This is a genomic window from Roseovarius sp. CAU 1744, assembly GCF_039839345.1.
In the GTDB taxonomy this organism is placed as follows: Bacteria; Pseudomonadota; Alphaproteobacteria; order Rhodobacterales; family Rhodobacteraceae; genus Roseovarius.
Window position 1 is genome coordinate 93882 of the sequence record NZ_JBDOQV010000012.1, and the last position, 16519, is coordinate 110400.

A 16519-nucleotide genomic window follows, 5' to 3' on the forward strand; every position below is an offset into this window, starting at 1 on the left:
GCCGCCCCTATACCAGCGCCGTACCGATCATGCCGTTGCGGGTGACAAGGCCTGCCAGCTCCTCGGCTGATCTGTCATCGGTTCCTGCGGGGCGGCGCGGCAGGACCAGATAGCGGATCTCGGCGGTGCTGTCCCAGACCTTGACCTGAACGTCCTTCGGCAGCCTGAGCCCGAATTCCGCCAGAACCACACGGGGTTCACGCACCACGCGCGACCGATAGGCGGGGCTCTTGTACCAGGTGGGCGGCAGGCCCAGAACCGGCCACGGATAGCAAGAGCACAGCGTGCACACGACCACATGGTGCATGGCCTTGGTGTTTTCGAGCACCCGGATATGTTCCCCCTGAAAGCCGCTGAACCCCATTGCGTTGATCGCTGCCGTGCCATCGCGCAGCAGCCAGTCCTTGTATGCGGGATCCGTCCAGGCCCGCGCCACCACCGCCGCGCCGTTGCGGGGGCCGGTTTCGCGCTCGTAATATTCGGCGATACTGTCCAGCGTGTCGGGATCGACCAGACCTTTGTCCACCATCAGCGCCTCAAGCGCGCGCACGCGCAGGGCGGGGCCTTCCTCCAACGGGTCATGATCATGGGGCATGGTACGGTCCTATTCCATCGCCCCCAGAATACGCGCCAGATTCGAAAATCGCGCAATCAGGGCAAAGATTAAAATGTTGATGACCATAAAGATCACCGCGATCGACGCGATCACCGGCGTGTAGCCATAGCGCAGCGCGTTGAAGATCTTGATCGGCAATGTTTCCACCGAAAAGCCCACCGTCATCAGCGCGATGATATATTCGTTCAGGCTGAGAACGAAGCAAAAGGCAAATCCGGCAAAGGCAAACGGGGCTGCGATCGGCAGGATCACCGTGCGGAACACCACCGCATTCGAGGCACCCATGGTCTGGCTCGCCTCGATCAGCGAACGGTCGACGCTTTCCAGACCCAGCGAGATCGTCACCAGCGGCAGAGCCAGCAGGAACACCGCGTGCGCAATGATGACGTTGATCATCAGACCATTCACACCGATCCCGGTGAAGAACAACAGGAAGGCCAGCGCCATGATGACCGGCGGCAGGATGAACGGCGCCACTCCAAGCGCCAGCAGCGCCTTGGCATAGCGCAACCCGTATCGCCACGCGAAATAGGCCACCGGCATAGCAATCAGAACAGATAGGCTGGCCGAAGCAAATGCGATAAACAGCGAGTTTTTCAGTGCGGTGAACCAGTCATTGGCGACAAAAACCTCGATATACCAGCGGAATGAAAACCCGCGAGGAGGGAAGGCCAGGAACTTCTTGGCATTGAACGATACGGCTGCGATCACAAGGATCGGACCAACCAGGTACAGTGCGAACAGCGCCAGATAGATGCTGCGCAGGCCCTTCATGCCTTTTTCCCCGAGAATTTCGTCACCAACCAGATCACCGTAGCGCTCAGCACCAGCAACACCACCGCCAGCGCCGAGGCAAACGGCATATTGAAGTTGAAGATCGCCTGATCGGTGATCAGCACCGAAAGTGTCCAGTGTTCGGGTTTGCCCAGAACCTGCGGCACGATGATGGCCCCAAGTGTCAGCACGAACACCGTCACCCCGCCCGAGATAATCGCCGGGCGGGTGACGGGCACCACGACAGTAAAGAAGGTTCGCAGCGGCGATGCACCCAGCGTACGCGATGCCTCGATCAGGCTCTTATCCAACCGGCTGAGCGCGGGAAACAGCAGCAGCACCGAAAACGGCACGGTCAGATACACCAGGCCGGCCACGACCGCCCCCGCCGAGGGCGTCATCGCAAAGCTTTTCTCGATCACGCCGATCCAGACAAGGATGTTGGCCACGCCTGCCGTGCGGGACAACAGGATTTGCCAGCTGAAGGCGATCAGCACCTCGGACAGTGAAAGCTGTGCCAGGATGTAGATCAGCCAAACGGTCTGCGCGCGCGCGCTGAAGGTGGTCAGGAAATAGGTGAACGGATAGGCGATCAGCAGGCTGAGCACCGCAATCAGCGCACACAACCCCGCCGAAAACAGCGCCCGTTCGATATAGAACCAGGTCAGGAAGCGCTGGAAATGCTGCAGGTCAAAGCTGGTCGCGTAACCACCATCCTCGGTCGGGGTTGAAACGCTGGTCAGCAGGATCAACGTGAAAGGGATCACGAAAAAAGCCCCGATCATCACCGAGGACGGGATAAGGCCCACATAGCGTGACAAGGCGCTTGTCTGCATGTCGCCCCCTATGCCGCCAGCACGCTGCAGGCGGCGGCCGGCAGTTCGACAAGCACCTGATCGCCGACCTTCACGCCCGGCCAATCCTTGGGCGTCAGGACCGAGATCACCTCGTGCCCCGCGCAGTCCACCAGGATTTCGATGGTGGCGCCGATGTCGCGCACAAATGTCACTTTGCCCGCGACCGCGTTGGCCATGGCCGTCTCTGACCGGTGATGCACGACCACCTCCTCGGGGCGCGTCATCAACAGAACCGCGTCGCCCTTGGCAAACCTGTCGGTATTCCCGTCAACCTTCAGTTCGGCGCCATTGACATGCACGCTGTGGGGCCCGGACAGCGTGGCCGGTAACAGGTTGCTGGTGCCGATGAACCCGGCCACGAATTTGTCGACCGGTTTCTTGTAGATATCCATTGGTGTGCCGGTCTGCAGGACACGGGCATTGCCCATGACCACGATCTGATCGGCCATTGTCATCGCTTCGGTCTGGTCATGGGTCACGACAACGGTCGTTATCCCCAATTCCTGCTGCAGCTTGCGCAGTTCGATCTGCATCACCTCGCGAAGATTGGCATCCAGTGCCGACATCGGCTCGTCCAGCAGAAACACTTGCGGGTTCAGCGCCAAGGCCCGCGCGATGGCCACGCGCTGGCGCTGGCCGCCGGACAGTTGCGATATGTTCCGATCTTCAAGCCCCGGCAGATGCACCATATCCAGCAACTGCCGGGCCCGGTCACTGCATTCCGACCGCGAGTGGCCGCGAATGCGCATTGCATAGCTGATATTCTCGCCCACGTTCAGGTGCGGAAACAGGGCAAAGGACTGGAACACCATTCCGATGTTGCGCTGATGCACCGGTACACCCGTCAGATCCTTGTCCTCGAACCGGATCGATCCGCTTGTCGGATCATCCAGCCCCGCGATCATCCGCAGCAAGGTGGTCTTGCCGCATCCCGAAGGGCCGAGAAAACAGATCATCTCGCCGCTGTTGAACTGAAGGTCTACATCGCTCACGGCTGTCACGGACCCAAATTTCTTGGTGACGTTTTCGATGCGCAAACCTGGCATAGGGGCGAAATCTTTCTTCGATGGCGCTGGCCCGCCTCTTTGGCGCAGGACGGGCCGGCGCTATGAGCATTAACCGGCGATCATCTTGTTCCAGGTGTCAGAAATCCAGTCCGCGTGATCCTTGTAGATGTCATAGCGTGGCACGATCGGGGTCTTCGGACTGCTGACTGCCGCCAGTTCGTCCGCCGACAGATCCGTCAGGGCCGGGTCGATCACCGGTGCCGTGCCGACGTTGCGCGACAGCAGGGCCTGCGTTTCGGGGGCCGCGATGAAGTTGATGAACGCGTGGATCTCTTCGACCGGCTTGGCGTGTTCGGGTACGATCCAATAGCCGGAATCAACGATTGCGCCCTCTTTCGGGAAGGTCGATACCACCGGGAACCCTTCGGCCGCCGCCAGGCCCGCCACATCGTGGTAATACTGGCCCATTGGAATTTCGCCATCCTGCAGGGCCTGTTGGAACGCGCCCTCGTCCTTGTACCAAAGACGTACATTGGGGACGAGCTCGGACAACTTGTCAAAGACCTGCTGAATACCCTCCCTGGTGTCGAGAATGTCGGTGCTGCCAAAGAATGTCGCCGCCGTGACCTCAAGCATGTGCGAGTTAGACGCCAGTCCCAGCAGGCCGATCTGGTCCTTGTAGGTCTCGTCCCACAGGGCGGCCCAGCTTTCGGGGGTCTCAGGGATTTCGTCCGAATTGGTGCACAGCGTGATATACCACGAAACCGCCCCGACCCCGAACAGGCGACCGTCGTCATACCGGTCCTGGAAACGGTCAGGCATGTTGGCGAGGTTCGGAATCTTGGAATCGTCCAGCTTCCGGAAGACGTTCTGATCCGCCCCGTGGCTGCGCGGGATACCGGCCATCAGGGAGACATCCGCCGGGGCGGTCTTGGCGCGGGCAGCGTTCTTGATCTGCACTAGCCAGGTTTCCCCTGTGGGCACCGCGACCGAGTTCACCTCGATCCCGGTGGCCTTGGTGAATTCGGGATAGATGAACTGTTTGAAGCTGTCTTCGAAGAACCCGCCATAGGTTCCGACCTTGAGCGGCTGCGCCGCCTTGGCGATCGAGGGCGCCGCCAAGGTGGCTACCCCGGTCGCGGCGGTGGTGCTCAGAAATCGGCGGCGTGTCAAAGTGGTGGGCATTGTGATCTCCTGTTGGTTTTTTCAGTTGGCCCGGTTCCCGGGCAGGACGCAGAGCATTTCATAGGCCAGGTTTGCGCCGATCAGCGCGGTACATCCGCTGACGTCATACTGCGGTGAGACTTCGACCAGATCGGCCCCGACCAGGTTCAGACCGGCACAGCCGCGCACGATCTCAAGCGCCTGAATGTTGGTCAGCCCGCCCATCTCGACGGTGCCGGTGCCGGGTGCATAGGCCGGATCCAGGCTGTCGATGTCATAGGTCAGATAGGTCGGCGCATCGCCGATCCGGGCGCGGATCTCTTGCATCAGGGGGGTCAGCGATTTGTGCCAGCACTCTTCCGCCGGGACCACGGTGAACCCTTGCTGACGACCCCAGTCAAAATCATCGGGTGCGTAACCCGTGCCTCTCAGGCCGATCTGAAACACCTTGTCCTTCTGCAGCAGCCCATCTTCGACCGCGCGCCGAAACGGGGTGCCGTGGGTGATCTTTTCGCCGAACATTTCGTCATTCGTGTCGGCATGAGCATCCACATGGATCAGCGCCACGGGCCCATGTTTTCGCGCAATGGCGCGCAGCACCGGATAGGTCAGAGAGTGATCGCCACCCAGCGTGATCGGCACCGTGTCGTGGCGCAGAATTTCGTCGTAGGCGTCGGTAATGATGCCCATGGTTTTCTTCAGGTCGAACGTATTGATCGCAACATCGCCGATATCGGCCACCTGCATATTGGCAAAAGGCGCGGCGCCGGTGGCCATGTTGAAGGGGCGCAACATGCAGCTTTCGGCACGGATCGCACGGGGCCCGTGGCGCGCACCAGTCCGGTTCGAGGTGCCGATATCCATGGGAATGCCCACGAAACATGCGTCCAACCCCTGGGCCGTATCCTGCGCCGGCAGCCGCATCATTGTGGCTCCACCCCCGAAGCGGGGCATTTCGTTGCCGCCCAGTGGCTGGTTAAACTGCGCCCCGCCTTTCCCTGACATTGCCGCTCCCGTGGTTTGTAATTCCTGACATCATCAGACCTAGCGGGCGGGATCTGAGCAAAAAATACCGTTGCGCAAACTCTTACATTCTCAACGCGCAATGTATCTTTCGCCATAAACTTCCTTGAGTATCGACATGAAGACCTCGTTCACCTTGGGCGTTGTCCCCGACCGGGTGACGATCTGCATGGTGCAGGTGTAATCGGCCTGGTTCTTGGGCAAGCGCCGCAGACGACCCTGCTCTTCCAGGATCGCGGCAAGATGCAGTGGCAATAGGCCGATATAGGCCCCGCTCAGCACCAGCATCAGCTGGGCCTCGATTTCATGCACGAACAGATCCCGGTCGGACAGGTTCAGCGTTTTCCGTCTTTGCTTGTTCCAGTATCCGCGATGCACCCAGACCTGCCGCGCAAGCGTATCGTCCGTGATGGTTTCGGCGGGTGCGTTGAACAGCGAATGTGTATCCGCACAATAAAGAGCATGGGTTTCTTCGTACAGATCCGTCAGGCGCAAGCCGTTGCTGACATTATCGAAACTACCGATGCCGATATGCTGGCTGCCGTCCAGAATACCATGCAGGATCTCCTGCGGTTCCGAGATCACAAGATCAATCCGCACCGCGGGCGCGGCTTCTGTAAACCGCTTGATCGCCAGTGGCAGTTTGAAATTACGGTCCGTCGTGGTGGCATCGACCACGGCAATTTTCAGGCGGCCTACCAGATTACCCTTCAACTCGGCCAGCTGGGTGGAATGTTCATCCAGCGAATCCAGCAGCGCCTCGCCGATCCGGTGCACCATCTGGCCCTTCTCGGTCAGCATGAATCCACGCCGTCCCCGCTGGCACAGGCGCACGCCCAGACGCTCTTCGAGTGCGGTGATATGGTTCGAGATTGTGGGCTGGCTGAGTCCCAGTTCGACCTGTGCAGCCGAAAAGCCGCCATTGCGTACGACGCTGTTGAAAACGGTCAGAAGGTGGATGTCCGAGCCGGTGATTTTCATCCTCGCATTGATGAGGAGGAATGTATTGGTTTGCAACGTGCTATTTGCAACACCCGGCCGGACAACTACGGTCCGGTGCAGAAGCGCTGAAAATTTGACCATGCGGCGCTGAAAAGGGGATATTCTTTCATGAAGATTGCCGCATTCCAGATGCAGGCGGGCGGCGACCCCGAGGACCGCTTTGGCAGGATCGAACAGGCGATGCGAGACGCAAAGGCCGACGGCGCCGATCTACTGGTCGCACCAGAGCTGGCAGTCACCGGATATGGCGGTGGTGCGGCGCTGCGGTCACTGGCGCAGCCGGCCGGCGGGCAATGGACGAAGCGGCTGACACAGGCGGTGCGCGAGATCGGGATCGGTCTGGTCGCCGGGTTCCCCGAAGCCGAGAACGAGGCCCGGTTCATCAGCGCCCTTGTCATCAACAGGACCGATCCGGACAATCCGCTGATCTATCGAAAGAACTGCCTGTACGGAGATTATGAAAAAGCAATCTTCCAGATACCCGACCGGTCTCTGGTTCTGACCTGCATGCAGGGGCTGAAGGTGGGGTTTCTGATCTGCTACGATGTCGAATTCCCGGAAAATGCCCGAAGGCTTGCGCAGGCCGGCGCGCAGGTCATCGTCGTGCCAACGGCCATGGCCGCAGGCCCGGCAGGCGCCTTCATTACCCAACAGCTTATCCCGGTGCGGGCCTTTGAAAACCAGGTGTTCATTGTCTATGCCAACCATGCCGGAAGCGACGAAAGTTACAGCTATCAGGGCATGTCTTCCATCGTGGCCCCGGACGGGCAAAGGCTGGCCTTTGCGCCAATGGACAAGCCTGCGTTAATTTCGGCCCGGATCGAGCCTGCGGATTATGCGCAATCCCGTGCTGACAACCCGTATCTGTCGGACCTATCGAGCTTGCATCAGTGAGCTGCGTGCCGGGCTGGTCTTGCGACGGGGCGATGATGTCGTCAGAAACCGGCACATTCAGGGAAGACGGTGATGAACGCGCCCGCTGCAATCGTACTTGCCTCTGCTCAAGCGACGGATCCCGGGGACAAGGATCTTGTCCGGTCAGAACCGAAGGACCGGAGTTGGTTGATTGTGGACAAGGGGGCATGCAGGCTTGTCGTAGACCGCGGCAGTGGCGATCAGGATGCGATCCGGGAAGCGGAACACGACGGCAGCGCAGGCCGCATCCGAGACGCCCAAGATACCCAGACAATGACGCACCCTGTGGCCGAACACTTGTAGAATGCAGATTCCCGACACTACACTGAGCTGACTTGCAGACCACGAACATCCGGGTGCTTTGATTGAAACCTGCCATATCGCAAGAAACCATCGGGAAATGGCAACGGATTGTTGATCTGATCGCACGCGTTGCAGACGTGCCGGCCAGTCTGGTGATGCGCACGCACGCCCCACATCATTCGGTTTTTGTCACCAGTGAGACCGAGGGGAACCCCTATGCGACGGGCCGCCGGTTCAGGTTGAACGAGAAGCTCTATTGCTATGGTGTCTTGCAGCGCGACGGTGAACTGACGGTCGAAGACGCAACCTGTGATCCGGTATGGTCGGACAATGACGATATGGAACACGGAATGCGTTTTTATATCGGCTATCCTTTGAAATGGCCGGATGGATCAGTGTTTGGAACGATTTGCGTTCTCGACACGCGGCGCAACCGGCGCGCTCTTCTGTTTCGCGAAGGGTTGCAGGAATTCGCGAGGGTCATCGAGGCCGACCTGGAATTGCTGGTTGAGATCGAACGCCGGATCGCGCTGGAAGCAGAGCTGCAGGCCACGCTGGATCAGTTGGAACAACGCGTTGCCACGCGCACAGCGGATCTTGAAGAGGCAAATACAGCGCTTCGCGTCCTGCTCAACAGCGTGGAAACATCGCGCGAGGAATATGACGAAAAGATATTGCGCCAGATCAAGGGGCTCGTTGTGCCCCACCTTGCGAAACTTCGCGGCAGACTCGACGGTGACCCGGCCGGGCGCGCCTATCTGGAACTGGCCGAAGAAAACCTGAAATCCATCACGTCGGAAATGAGCGGCCAGCTCACCACGGTTTTCGAAACGCTTACGCCGTCAGAACAGGAAGTGGCGCAGTTGATCATGCGCGGCCAGACCACCAAGGATATTGCGCGTACGTTGTCGCGCGAACCAAGCACGATCGAATTTCATCGCAACAACATCCGCGCGAAACTGGGGCTTAGGCGAAGCGGCCGGAACCTGCGAAGCCTGTTGTTGTCCTATCAGTAAACATGGGGTTATGCCCCTTGTTTCCCCCTTGGTTTTCCCATGCCCCGGTTTGCAGGCGCGATTGCTACGCTTGCTTCATCCGAGGTGATCTCGGATCACGAGACAACAGGGAAACCAAACAATGGAAAAAGAAGATCTGCATCTCAAACCGGCATTTGTGCGCGGTGACAAAGATGATATCGCACCCGCTCTGTCGCGCCGCTCGTTCTTTATGGCTGCCGGCGCCGCCGGGTTGGGTAGTGCCGCAACCCTTTTAGGCGGCACATCCGTAAGGGCGCAGTCCACGGACTGGACGCAGCCGGGCAACAACAATGGCGTGATCGAATTGCAGAAGACGACCGGCACCACGGTCGAAGGCGCGGTTGGTGTCGACTATTTCGGCCATTGCGCAATCAAGATCACCTCGCCCGGAGGGGCCACGGTTCTGTTCGATCCCTGGCGGGATGATCCATCTGGCGCCTGGGGGCTCTGGTTCAAGAACGAATTTCCCGAAACTCCTGTCGATATTTGCATGTCGACGCATACCCATTTTGACCATGACGCGATTCACCGGCCAGTCTCGACCATGGTTCTGGACCGGATGGTCGGAAATTTCGAGTTTGCCGATGTAAAGATCACGGGCTTCGCGGACAAACATGTATGCCGTGCGCCGGGCTGGTACGATTGGACCAATGCTCTTGGCGAATTCGGCGTGCAGGCCTGCCCGCCTGACAATGTCAGCCACATGGACATGGTCGTCTATCTGATCGAGACCGGCGGCATCAGGACGTTGATCTGGGGCGACAACCGCCACAACCCGCCGCAAGAATTCTGGGACGCCATCGGCCAGGTAGATGTCTTGACCCTTCCGGTGGACGGATCGCAGCATATCCTGGACTACAAACAGGGCAATGACATCGTAGCCAGGCTAAAGCCCAAGATTATCATTCCCACTCACTACTTGAACGAAACCACCAGTTATACGCTGACAACCCTTCAGAATGCGGATGAATGGGTCAAATCTCAGCAAAGTTACAAGATGCTCGACAGTCCAAGCCTGTCACTGGAGGCCGGTGATGTCCGGGGCATGGACCGCGAGTTCCTGTATTTCGGGCATAACGCACAGACAAGTTGATCGCACTTGCGGTGGGGCGAAAGTCGCCCCACTTGCGGCTTGGGCCTGCGGGTGATCGGCGCGCTTGCCGTTTCTCAAGGTGTCTTTGTCCCGGCCCGCGCTACCAATGGATGCACTGGTAGCTATCCGTTCCCCGATGGACGCGGCAGAGGATGAAGGCAGGACACTTCGCGGTGGTGTCCAAACAGGGGTCTTGGGGTGTCAGGTCGGACAATGCCATGTGCCCGGTTTGCGACCTGAATCGCGGGCAATTCGCAACAATCGCATGTCAGAAGCTTGCGACAGAACCGGTTGGCGGCGCGAACCTTACTGCGCAGTCACGATCTGCGAAACCAGTTCGGCGGCATTGTTCACGTTGAACTTTTTCATCAAACGCGCACGGTGAACATCCACCGTGCGATGGGATATCCCGAGCTTCGCGCCGATCTGCTTGGAGGTCATACCATTGCCGATCAGTGGCGCGATCTGCCGTTCACGGGGTGTCAGATTGACCGATTTGACCTTGCGTTCGCCGACACGCTCGAAGGTCCAGATCATCAACGCAAACGGATCCTCGGGGGATAACGTGACCCCCTTGGCGCGGGCCCAGAACACCTGTTGATCGTGGCTTTGCATGAACCGCTCGTCCTCATAGACCAGCTCACCGCTTTCTTTCATCAGACTTTCGCATTTTTCGCCGATGCGAATGAAATCCGCGGTTGACGGATAGAGCCGCTGAACCGACCGCCCGATCAGCTGATCGCGTTGAACACCGAACAATCGTTCCAGCGCCCTGTTCACTTCGACGGCGCGGCGATAGCGGGACACAAGATGCGCGACGGGCGACTCCGCGAAGGCCAGCATTGGAATATTCTCTGGGGTCAGTTCGTTGCTCATCGCGGGCTCTGTTGGCTTACCTACGTAGCTCTACGTAGGAAATTACGTAATTCTACCAATTTCGCAAGCGCTCGGAACAGGCCATTTTTCCCTATCGGAGGACGATGACATGACAACCACTATCTCTATCGTCGGCGCGGGCCACACCAAGTTTGGCCGGCTGGACTGCAGTTTCGAGCAACTGATCATCGATGCCACCCGCGAGGCGGTCAGCGATGCGAATCTTGATCCCGCCGCGATCGATGCCGTGTTCCTGGGGCATTTCAATTCAGGCATGGTGCCGGACGGTTTTGCATCGTCGCTTGTGCATCAAGCCTATCCTGAACTGCGGTTTACCCCCGCGATGCGCGCGGAAAACGCCTGTGCGTCGGGTTCTGCGGCGATACACGCCGGTATCAATGCGATCCGGTCCGGTCAGGCAAAGACCGTGCTGGTGGTCGGCGCCGAAAAGATGACCCACCGATCAACCGAAGATGTCACCAGATCACTGGCCGGTGCGGGGTATCAGAACGACCCCGTCGAAAGCGGCCTGAGCTTTCCGCAGGTCTTTGCCATTGCCGCACGGGAATACGCCAGCCGGTATGGCAGCCCGCTGGACGCAATGGCGCATATTTCGGTCAAGAACCACGCCAATGCGATGCAGAATCCGCTGGCGCAGATGCAACGCGAATTCACCTTCGCCGAGGCCAGCGAGGTATCCGACAGGAATCCCGAAATCGCGCCGCCGCTGCGGCTGACGGATTGCTCACTGGTGACGGATGGCGCCGCGGCCATCGTGTTGACCTCGGCCGAAAGTGCCGCTGGTTTCGACCGCGCGGTCGAGTTTCGCGCGGCGGAGCATGTCAGTGATTTCCTGCCCATGTCACAGCGCGATTTCTTGGCGTTCGAAGGTCCGGCGCTGGCCTTTCAACGGGCGTTTGACGCAGCAGGCGTTCAACTCTCCAATATCGACTTTGCCGAGGTTCACGATTGCTTCACCATTGCCGAATTGCTGACATATGAGGCGATGGGCCTGACCGCCAAGGGCAAGGGCGCAGAGGCGCTTGAATCAGGCGCTGTCTACCGCGGCGGGGCGTTGCCGGTGAACCTGTCGGGCGGGCTCAAGGCCAAGGGGCACCCAGTGGGCGCAACCGGTGTCTCGATGCACGCGCTGGCGTTTCGGCAGCTGACGGGCGGTGCCGGCAGCCTGCAATTGCCGGGTGCACGGTGCGGGCTGATCTTCAACATGGGCGGTTCGGCCGTGGCCAACTATGTCTCGGTTCTTCAAACTCAGAAGGCCTGACACCGCGAAGCTTGCCAACTGGCTATACTCCGTTCGGGCATGACCGACGCGACAAGCATGAAGATGGCAAAGGGGCCGGTCCAGATCATGCCCGCAGGTTTCATTCTGCGCGCTTCTTGTCTTCGGCAAGCGTATAGGCGACCAGGGCATTGGCGTGGCCATGACCCAGGCCGTGTTCCGCCTTGAGCCAGGCCACGAGCTCCATGTGTTTCTTGCCGGTGTTTTCCCGGATGAGAGAGGTCCATTCGGCGATCGGCCGGCCGTATTTCTTCTCGATCGAGGGGAAATAGGACGCCGGGCCTTTGACCGGCTGTCGGGGGTCAGATGGTGTCATCAGGCGATCCTTTCACTGTTTCGCAAGCGATTGCGCATATTCTTCAAGCTGCGTGGCAACCGTGCCCCACCCGCCGAAGAAGCCCATGTCCTCGTGCGTCTGGCGCGCCTCCGGTGAGCGATGCCGCGCGATTGCCGTGTAGATCGTGCCGCCGTTGCCGTCGTCCTTGAACACGACGATGGCGGTCATGAACGGGTCGGGTGCCGGGGCCCAGCCTTCGCTGTAACCGTCAGTGAAGACAAGCCGTTCGCCATCCACGATCTCAAGGTAAACCCCCTTGTTTTCGATCTGTTTGCCGTCGACATTCATCACCGTGTTGAACTTGCCGCCGACCCGCAGATCGATCTCGCACGCGTCGAGGCTGTGGGGCTTGGGCATGAAGAAATTCATGATGTGCTTCGGCGTTGTCCAGCATTCCCAAAGCACCGAGCGGGGCGCATCGAGAGTGCGGGTGAAGCTGAGATCGGTTGCCGGGTTGAGGTTCATTCCCTGCGCTCCTTCATGAGGGTTGTGACGTAATCATCAAGACGATCAAGGCGTCCCTCCCAGATGTCGCTTTGCTCGCGCAGCCAATCCCTGGCGGGTGTGAACGCATCCGGCGTCAGCGCGCAGATCCGTGTCCTGCCCTGCTTGGCCGACGTCACCAGCCCGGCGTCTTCCAGTTTCCGGAGGTGCCCCATGAAGGAGGGAAGCGCCATGTCATGCGGTTCTGCCAATTCGCTGACGCTCGCCTCGCCACGGGTCAGACGTTGCAGGATCATCCGGCGCGTCGGGTCGCCGAGCGCAGAGAAACATCGATCGAGGGTCGAATCAAACTTAGCCATATAGCTAAGTAACGCTCGGCGGCAGCCGCTGTCAATAACACTTAGGAAAATACCTTATTATTTGCGGGGTGCGAAACCGCAGCGTCAGACCATTTTGCAGCGCCGGCTATAGTATCTGGTTCAAAAACGTCTTCAGGCGCGCATCTTCCGGTGCGTCAAAAAAGGTGTCGGGCGCAGATTCTTCGACAATTTCACCATCGCACATGAAAATAACCCGGTCGGCGACCCGGCGGGCGAAACCCATTTCGTGCGTTACCACCACCATCGTCATGCCATCGGCCGCAAGATCGGCCATCAATTCCAGCACACCGCGCACGGTTTCGGGGTCAAGCGCAGAGGTTGCCTCGTCGAAGAGCATCACCTTGGGTTCCATGGCCAGTGAACGGGCAATGGCCACGCGCTGCTGTTGCCCGCCGGAAAGCTGGCTTGGGTAGGAATTTGCCATGCCGGCCAGCCCGACCCGCTTAAGAAGCCGGCGCGCGCGTGCTTCCGCATCGCTCTTTGATCGCTTCAGCACCACGGTTTGTGGCATCACGATGTTTTCCAGCGCGGTCTTGTGCTGAAACAGGTTGAAGTGCTGAAACACCATGCCAATTTCCTGGCGCAGTTTGTTCATATCCGTATGCCGGCCATTCAGGGTGGTGTCGCCAAACCGGATTTCACCTTGATCGACCAGTTCAAGGCCGTTGAGCGTTCGCAAGAGCGTTGACTTGCCGAAGCCGCTGGGGCCAACGATCGCAACAACCTCTCCGATCCGAAAGGTTGCGCTGACATTCACGAGCGCCCGCACCGGCTCGCGTCCCGGAACGTTAAAGGTACGGGAGACGTCTTCGATCTGGAGAATTGTATCACTCTGGCTCATTCGATTGCTTTCCAACGTTTCAATCATCGCCTGATCCGACATGACGGGGGAGGGCGTCCACGGCGACGTCGACATGGACTTCGAGCGCATCGTGGCGCCAATATTCCTGATCAAACTCGATGATGTTACCGTTTTGATCGCTTGCCGCCCGCGAAATCTTGAGACCCGGCAGCCCGGCGGAAACACCCAACGCCTCGGCTTGCGCCGCTGTCAGCGCCGTCGGGTGAAGCTGCACCGAGGCGCGCCTGAGCTGGATGCCAAAATGCTGCTCAAGAATATCGGTAAGGGAAACCTCGAGCGGCAAGGTCAGCAGACCGGGGCAATATTTTGCGTTGAGGTGAATATGTTCCACCAGGACGGGACGGTCGTCGATCAGCCGTACCCGCTCGACAAGATAGATCGTATCGTCGTGACCGGCACCCAGCTTTTCGCGTAGCCAGGGTGTTGACGCGACTTCGCGGCGGCCAAGAACCGCGGTGCCGGGCATGCGACCGCTGGCGGTGACATTGCGCGTAAAGCTCACGTTGACGGACGGATTATAACGAAGCCGCGGCGGCGAAACGAACCAGCCACGCCGGTTGAGGCGATAGATCAATCCCTCCATTTCAAGCTGGATAAGCGCCTGATGCGCAGTGACGCGCGTGATCTGGAACGCCTCGCTAAGATCCCGTTCGGCGGGCAAACGGCTGTCTACCGCCAAGGTGCCCGCTTCGATCAGCCCTGCCAGATGGTCGCGAACCCGCAGGTAATAGGGCGTCCGGCGGTCCCAGGCGCGACGTTCATTTTCAGAGATCGAAATACTCATGTTTCTGGCCTAGTCCAAAACTTTTACAATGATAAACCTTTGGCTGACTGATATGTCAATCATATTATAAAGGAAAAAATTCTTGCATTTTGTGATCTCTCTGTCATGAATGAACACCATCATCCCATCTGGTATATACCAGCAGGATTTTTCCCGCGGGTATTTCAACTCGGACGGAACACTGAAACGGAGACAGGCGTAATGAACTGGAACAAGTTGATCATGATCCTCGCAGGAAGCCTTTGCACGGGGTTTCTTTCTGCAGGTACTGTCAAGGCGGGGGCCCTTGAGGATATCGTCAAGAGCGGCGAGCTGCGCGTCGCAGTGCAGACCCAGGGACCGCCCGTCAGCTTCATCGACAAGAATGGCGAGCGCACCGGTTTTGCCATCGAAGTCGTGAAGCTGATGGCGGCGGATATCGGCGTCGAGCCGGTCTTTCTAGATTATGACTGGAAGGGCCTTATCCCCGCGGTTCAGGGGGGCAAGGCAGATTTTCTTGCGGCTGACATGACGCCCAATGCCAAACGCACTTTGGTGCTGAGCTTTACCGAGCCGTACCTCTACAGCGATGTCGTGCTTTATGCCAAGAAAGACAAACCCTTCGACGCCTGGCAGGACGCCTGTGCAGCGGGTTTCAGCATCGGCGTGGTCCAGGGCAGCTCGAACGTGGGTCTGCTGAAGGACAAATGCCCGGAAGCCGAGATCAAGGAATTCGCCGGCGGCGGGGCGGCGGTTGCCCAGGCGGTTGCGGCTGACCGTGTTGACGCCGGAATCAACGATCAGGCGGCGGCTGCCGGCTACATGATCGAGTACCCGGATTTTCACATCCTGGAAGGCGCGCCCAAGCGCTGGCCACTAAGCTTTGGCACGCGGCCAGATGAAACCCACCTGCTGCGCTGGCTGGACAATTACTTCATGCTCATCCGCAATGATGGGCGGCTGGACGAGCTGGCCGATTACTGGATGCGCGGTCCGGCCTGGAAAGCCGACCACTAGCACCCGGCTGTTGCATGTGCCCGGCGCGGATCGCCGCGCCGGGCGTCATCATGAAGGTACCCGCCAACATGGACTGGCTCGTCGATATCTACAATTTTCGCGTGGTCGCGCAATTTGCACCTGACCTGGTCAGGGGCCTTGTCGCGACAATCTGGATTTCGGCGCTGGCCCTGTCCATTGCGTTGGTCGTCGGAACGCTGACGGCCTTCGCCCGGCTAGAAACGCGGGCCGGTGACCGGATCGGCGCAACCTATGTGCAGGTCATCCGCTCGACCCCGCTGCTGGTCCAGATCTACCTGATCTATTTCGCGCTGCCGGAACTGCCGCTTCTGGGCCGAAGGCTGGATGAGTTCGAATGCGGTATGCTGGCGCTGGGCCTGAACGCGGGCGCCTACATGAGCGAGATCATTCGCAGCGGCATCGAGGCCGTGCCACGCGGACAGGTTGAAGGCGCCAAGTCCGTGGGCATGTCCTATGTCCAGCGGATGCGTTACGTCGTGTTGCCGCAGGCCATTTCCAAGGTCGTGCCGCCGCTTCTCGGCCAGACGGCCATTCTGGTGAAAGACAGCTCTCTGGTCAGCTTCATCGGTGTGTTCGAACTGTTCAGCGCAGGGCTGGCCATTCTCAGCGAACGCTTGATGCCCAACGAGGCCTTCATGACGCTCGCGGCCTGTTACCTGTTCATCTACGCCATCCTGCTCTTTCTCGCGACCCAGGCACAGCGCAGGCTTGGCGGCGCACAGTGAGGA

The 16519-nt window shown here is 59.3% G+C and carries 19 protein-coding genes; 6 read left to right on the top strand and 13 right to left on the bottom strand.

Annotated features, from left to right (window positions below; genetic code table 11):
* Positions 1 to 7 precede the first annotated feature (7 nt).
* The 7 genes from nthA to AAFO92_RS21135 all read right to left on the bottom strand — a co-directional run bounded on the left by nthA (position 8) and on the right by AAFO92_RS21135 (position 6422).
* The gene (gene nthA, locus AAFO92_RS21105; RefSeq protein ID WP_347538656.1) at positions 8 to 595 is read right to left on the bottom strand and encodes a nitrile hydratase subunit alpha; all 588 of its coding nucleotides are present in this window, start codon (positions 593 to 595) and stop codon (positions 8 to 10) included.
* A gap of 9 nt (positions 596 to 604) precedes the next feature.
* Positions 605 to 1390, bottom strand: coding sequence for an ABC transporter permease (locus AAFO92_RS21110; RefSeq protein WP_347538658.1), 786 nt, complete (start codon positions 1388 to 1390; stop codon positions 605 to 607).
* The gene (locus AAFO92_RS21115) at positions 1387 to 2226 is read right to left on the bottom strand and encodes an ABC transporter permease (protein ID WP_347538660.1); all 840 of its coding nucleotides are present in this window, start codon (positions 2224 to 2226) and stop codon (positions 1387 to 1389) included. Before AAFO92_RS21115 ends, AAFO92_RS21110 begins: the two co-directional genes overlap by 4 nt.
* An 8-nt stretch (positions 2227 to 2234) precedes the next feature.
* Entirely contained in the window at positions 2235 to 3293 is a 1059-nt protein-coding gene (locus AAFO92_RS21120) for an ABC transporter ATP-binding protein (protein WP_347538662.1), read from the bottom strand.
* Between the two features lie 69 nt (positions 3294 to 3362).
* The gene (locus tag AAFO92_RS21125) at positions 3363 to 4439 is read right to left on the bottom strand and encodes an extracellular solute-binding protein (RefSeq protein ID WP_347538664.1); all 1077 of its coding nucleotides are present in this window, start codon (positions 4437 to 4439) and stop codon (positions 3363 to 3365) included.
* Positions 4440 to 4460: 21 nt separating this feature from the next.
* Entirely contained in the window at positions 4461 to 5423 is a 963-nt protein-coding gene (gene speB, locus AAFO92_RS21130; RefSeq protein WP_347538666.1) for an agmatinase, read from the bottom strand.
* 90 nt (positions 5424 to 5513) lie between these two features.
* Positions 5514 to 6422 carry a LysR family transcriptional regulator gene (locus tag AAFO92_RS21135; protein ID WP_347538668.1) on the bottom strand — a complete coding sequence of 303 codons (909 nt, stop codon included), beginning with the start codon at positions 6420 to 6422 and terminating at the stop codon, positions 5514 to 5516.
* 129 nt (positions 6423 to 6551) lie between these two features.
* Between AAFO92_RS21135 and AAFO92_RS21140 the strand changes: the two genes are divergently transcribed.
* From AAFO92_RS21140 to AAFO92_RS21150, 3 genes are all read left to right on the top strand, one after another.
* Positions 6552 to 7337, top strand: a complete 786-nt coding sequence (locus AAFO92_RS21140; RefSeq protein WP_347538670.1) for a carbon-nitrogen hydrolase family protein — start codon at positions 6552 to 6554, stop codon at positions 7335 to 7337.
* A 386-nt stretch (positions 7338 to 7723) separates the two neighbouring features.
* The gene (locus AAFO92_RS21145; protein ID WP_347538672.1) at positions 7724 to 8677 is read left to right on the top strand and encodes a LuxR C-terminal-related transcriptional regulator; all 954 of its coding nucleotides are present in this window, start codon (positions 7724 to 7726) and stop codon (positions 8675 to 8677) included.
* Between the two features lie 121 nt (positions 8678 to 8798).
* Positions 8799 to 9791, top strand: coding sequence for an MBL fold metallo-hydrolase (locus AAFO92_RS21150; RefSeq protein WP_347538673.1), 993 nt, complete (start codon positions 8799 to 8801; stop codon positions 9789 to 9791).
* Between the two features lie 306 nt (positions 9792 to 10097).
* Here the strand turns inward: AAFO92_RS21150 and AAFO92_RS21155 are convergent, their stop codons facing one another.
* Positions 10098 to 10667, bottom strand: coding sequence for a PAS and helix-turn-helix domain-containing protein (locus AAFO92_RS21155; RefSeq protein WP_347538675.1), 570 nt, complete (start codon positions 10665 to 10667; stop codon positions 10098 to 10100).
* Positions 10668 to 10776: 109 nt separating this feature from the next.
* Between AAFO92_RS21155 and AAFO92_RS21160 the strand changes: the two genes are divergently transcribed.
* A complete protein-coding gene (locus tag AAFO92_RS21160; RefSeq protein ID WP_347538677.1) occupies positions 10777 to 11949 on the top strand; it encodes a thiolase domain-containing protein in 1173 nt (390 codons plus the stop codon).
* A 100-nt stretch (positions 11950 to 12049) separates the two neighbouring features.
* Here the strand turns inward: AAFO92_RS21160 and AAFO92_RS21165 are convergent, their stop codons facing one another.
* From AAFO92_RS21165 to AAFO92_RS21185, 5 genes are all read right to left on the bottom strand, one after another.
* Positions 12050 to 12283 carry a DUF4287 domain-containing protein gene (locus AAFO92_RS21165; protein ID WP_347538679.1) on the bottom strand — a complete coding sequence of 78 codons (234 nt, stop codon included), beginning with the start codon at positions 12281 to 12283 and terminating at the stop codon, positions 12050 to 12052.
* Positions 12284 to 12295: 12 nt separating this feature from the next.
* Entirely contained in the window at positions 12296 to 12769 is a 474-nt protein-coding gene (locus tag AAFO92_RS21170) for an SRPBCC family protein (protein WP_347538681.1), read from the bottom strand.
* Positions 12766 to 13107, bottom strand: a complete 342-nt coding sequence (locus AAFO92_RS21175) for a metalloregulator ArsR/SmtB family transcription factor (protein WP_347538683.1) — start codon at positions 13105 to 13107, stop codon at positions 12766 to 12768. The genes AAFO92_RS21170 and AAFO92_RS21175 overlap by 4 nt, the downstream gene beginning before the upstream one ends.
* A gap of 106 nt (positions 13108 to 13213) precedes the next feature.
* Positions 13214 to 14011, bottom strand: coding sequence for an amino acid ABC transporter ATP-binding protein (locus AAFO92_RS21180; protein ID WP_347538685.1), 798 nt, complete (start codon positions 14009 to 14011; stop codon positions 13214 to 13216).
* The gene (locus AAFO92_RS21185) at positions 13989 to 14774 is read right to left on the bottom strand and encodes a UTRA domain-containing protein (protein ID WP_347538687.1); all 786 of its coding nucleotides are present in this window, start codon (positions 14772 to 14774) and stop codon (positions 13989 to 13991) included. The genes AAFO92_RS21180 and AAFO92_RS21185 overlap by 23 nt, the downstream gene beginning before the upstream one ends.
* Positions 14775 to 14975: 201 nt before the next feature.
* On the opposite strand from AAFO92_RS21185, the gene AAFO92_RS21190 reads away from it, so the two are divergent.
* Both AAFO92_RS21190 and AAFO92_RS21195 read left to right on the top strand, forming a co-directional pair.
* Entirely contained in the window at positions 14976 to 15770 is a 795-nt protein-coding gene (locus AAFO92_RS21190; RefSeq protein ID WP_347538690.1) for an ABC transporter substrate-binding protein, read from the top strand.
* Between the two features lie 50 nt (positions 15771 to 15820).
* Entirely contained in the window at positions 15821 to 16516 is a 696-nt protein-coding gene (locus AAFO92_RS21195) for an amino acid ABC transporter permease (protein ID WP_347538692.1), read from the top strand.
* Positions 16517 to 16519 lie beyond the last annotated feature (3 nt).

Bases quoted from the DNA above. Each gene is read 5' to 3' on its own strand.
- AAFO92_RS21185 (WP_347538687.1), bottom strand. From the start codon at position 14,774: ATGAGTATTTCGATCTCTGAAAATGAACGTCGCGCCTGGGACCGCCGG.
- AAFO92_RS21175 (WP_347538683.1), bottom strand. From the start codon at position 13,107: ATGGCTAAGTTTGATTCGACCCTCGATCGATGTTTCTCTGCGCTCGGC.
- AAFO92_RS21120 (WP_347538662.1), bottom strand. From the start codon at position 3,293: ATGCCAGGTTTGCGCATCGAAAACGTCACCAAGAAATTTGGGTCCGTG.
- speB (WP_347538666.1), bottom strand. From the start codon at position 5,423: ATGTCAGGGAAAGGCGGGGCGCAGTTTAACCAGCCACTGGGCGGCAAC.
- AAFO92_RS21155 (WP_347538675.1), bottom strand. From the start codon at position 10,667: ATGAGCAACGAACTGACCCCAGAGAATATTCCAATGCTGGCCTTCGCG.
- nthA (WP_347538656.1), bottom strand. From the start codon at position 595: ATGCCCCATGATCATGACCCGTTGGAGGAAGGCCCCGCCCTGCGCGTG.
- AAFO92_RS21160 (WP_347538677.1), top strand. From the start codon at position 10,777: ATGACAACCACTATCTCTATCGTCGGCGCGGGCCACACCAAGTTTGGC.
- AAFO92_RS21195 (WP_347538692.1), top strand. From the start codon at position 15,821: ATGAAGGTACCCGCCAACATGGACTGGCTCGTCGATATCTACAATTTT.
- AAFO92_RS21110 (WP_347538658.1), bottom strand. From the start codon at position 1,390: ATGAAGGGCCTGCGCAGCATCTATCTGGCGCTGTTCGCACTGTACCTG.
- AAFO92_RS21190 (WP_347538690.1), top strand. From the start codon at position 14,976: ATGAACTGGAACAAGTTGATCATGATCCTCGCAGGAAGCCTTTGCACG.
- AAFO92_RS21180 (WP_347538685.1), bottom strand. From the start codon at position 14,011: ATGTCGGATCAGGCGATGATTGAAACGTTGGAAAGCAATCGAATGAGC.
- AAFO92_RS21125 (WP_347538664.1), bottom strand. From the start codon at position 4,439: ATGCCCACCACTTTGACACGCCGCCGATTTCTGAGCACCACCGCCGCG.
- AAFO92_RS21140 (WP_347538670.1), top strand. From the start codon at position 6,552: ATGAAGATTGCCGCATTCCAGATGCAGGCGGGCGGCGACCCCGAGGAC.
- AAFO92_RS21170 (WP_347538681.1), bottom strand. From the start codon at position 12,769: ATGAACCTCAACCCGGCAACCGATCTCAGCTTCACCCGCACTCTCGAT.
- AAFO92_RS21135 (WP_347538668.1), bottom strand. From the start codon at position 6,422: ATGAAAATCACCGGCTCGGACATCCACCTTCTGACCGTTTTCAACAGC.
- AAFO92_RS21115 (WP_347538660.1), bottom strand. From the start codon at position 2,226: ATGCAGACAAGCGCCTTGTCACGCTATGTGGGCCTTATCCCGTCCTCG.
- AAFO92_RS21150 (WP_347538673.1), top strand. From the start codon at position 8,799: ATGGAAAAAGAAGATCTGCATCTCAAACCGGCATTTGTGCGCGGTGAC.
- AAFO92_RS21165 (WP_347538679.1), bottom strand. From the start codon at position 12,283: ATGACACCATCTGACCCCCGACAGCCGGTCAAAGGCCCGGCGTCCTAT.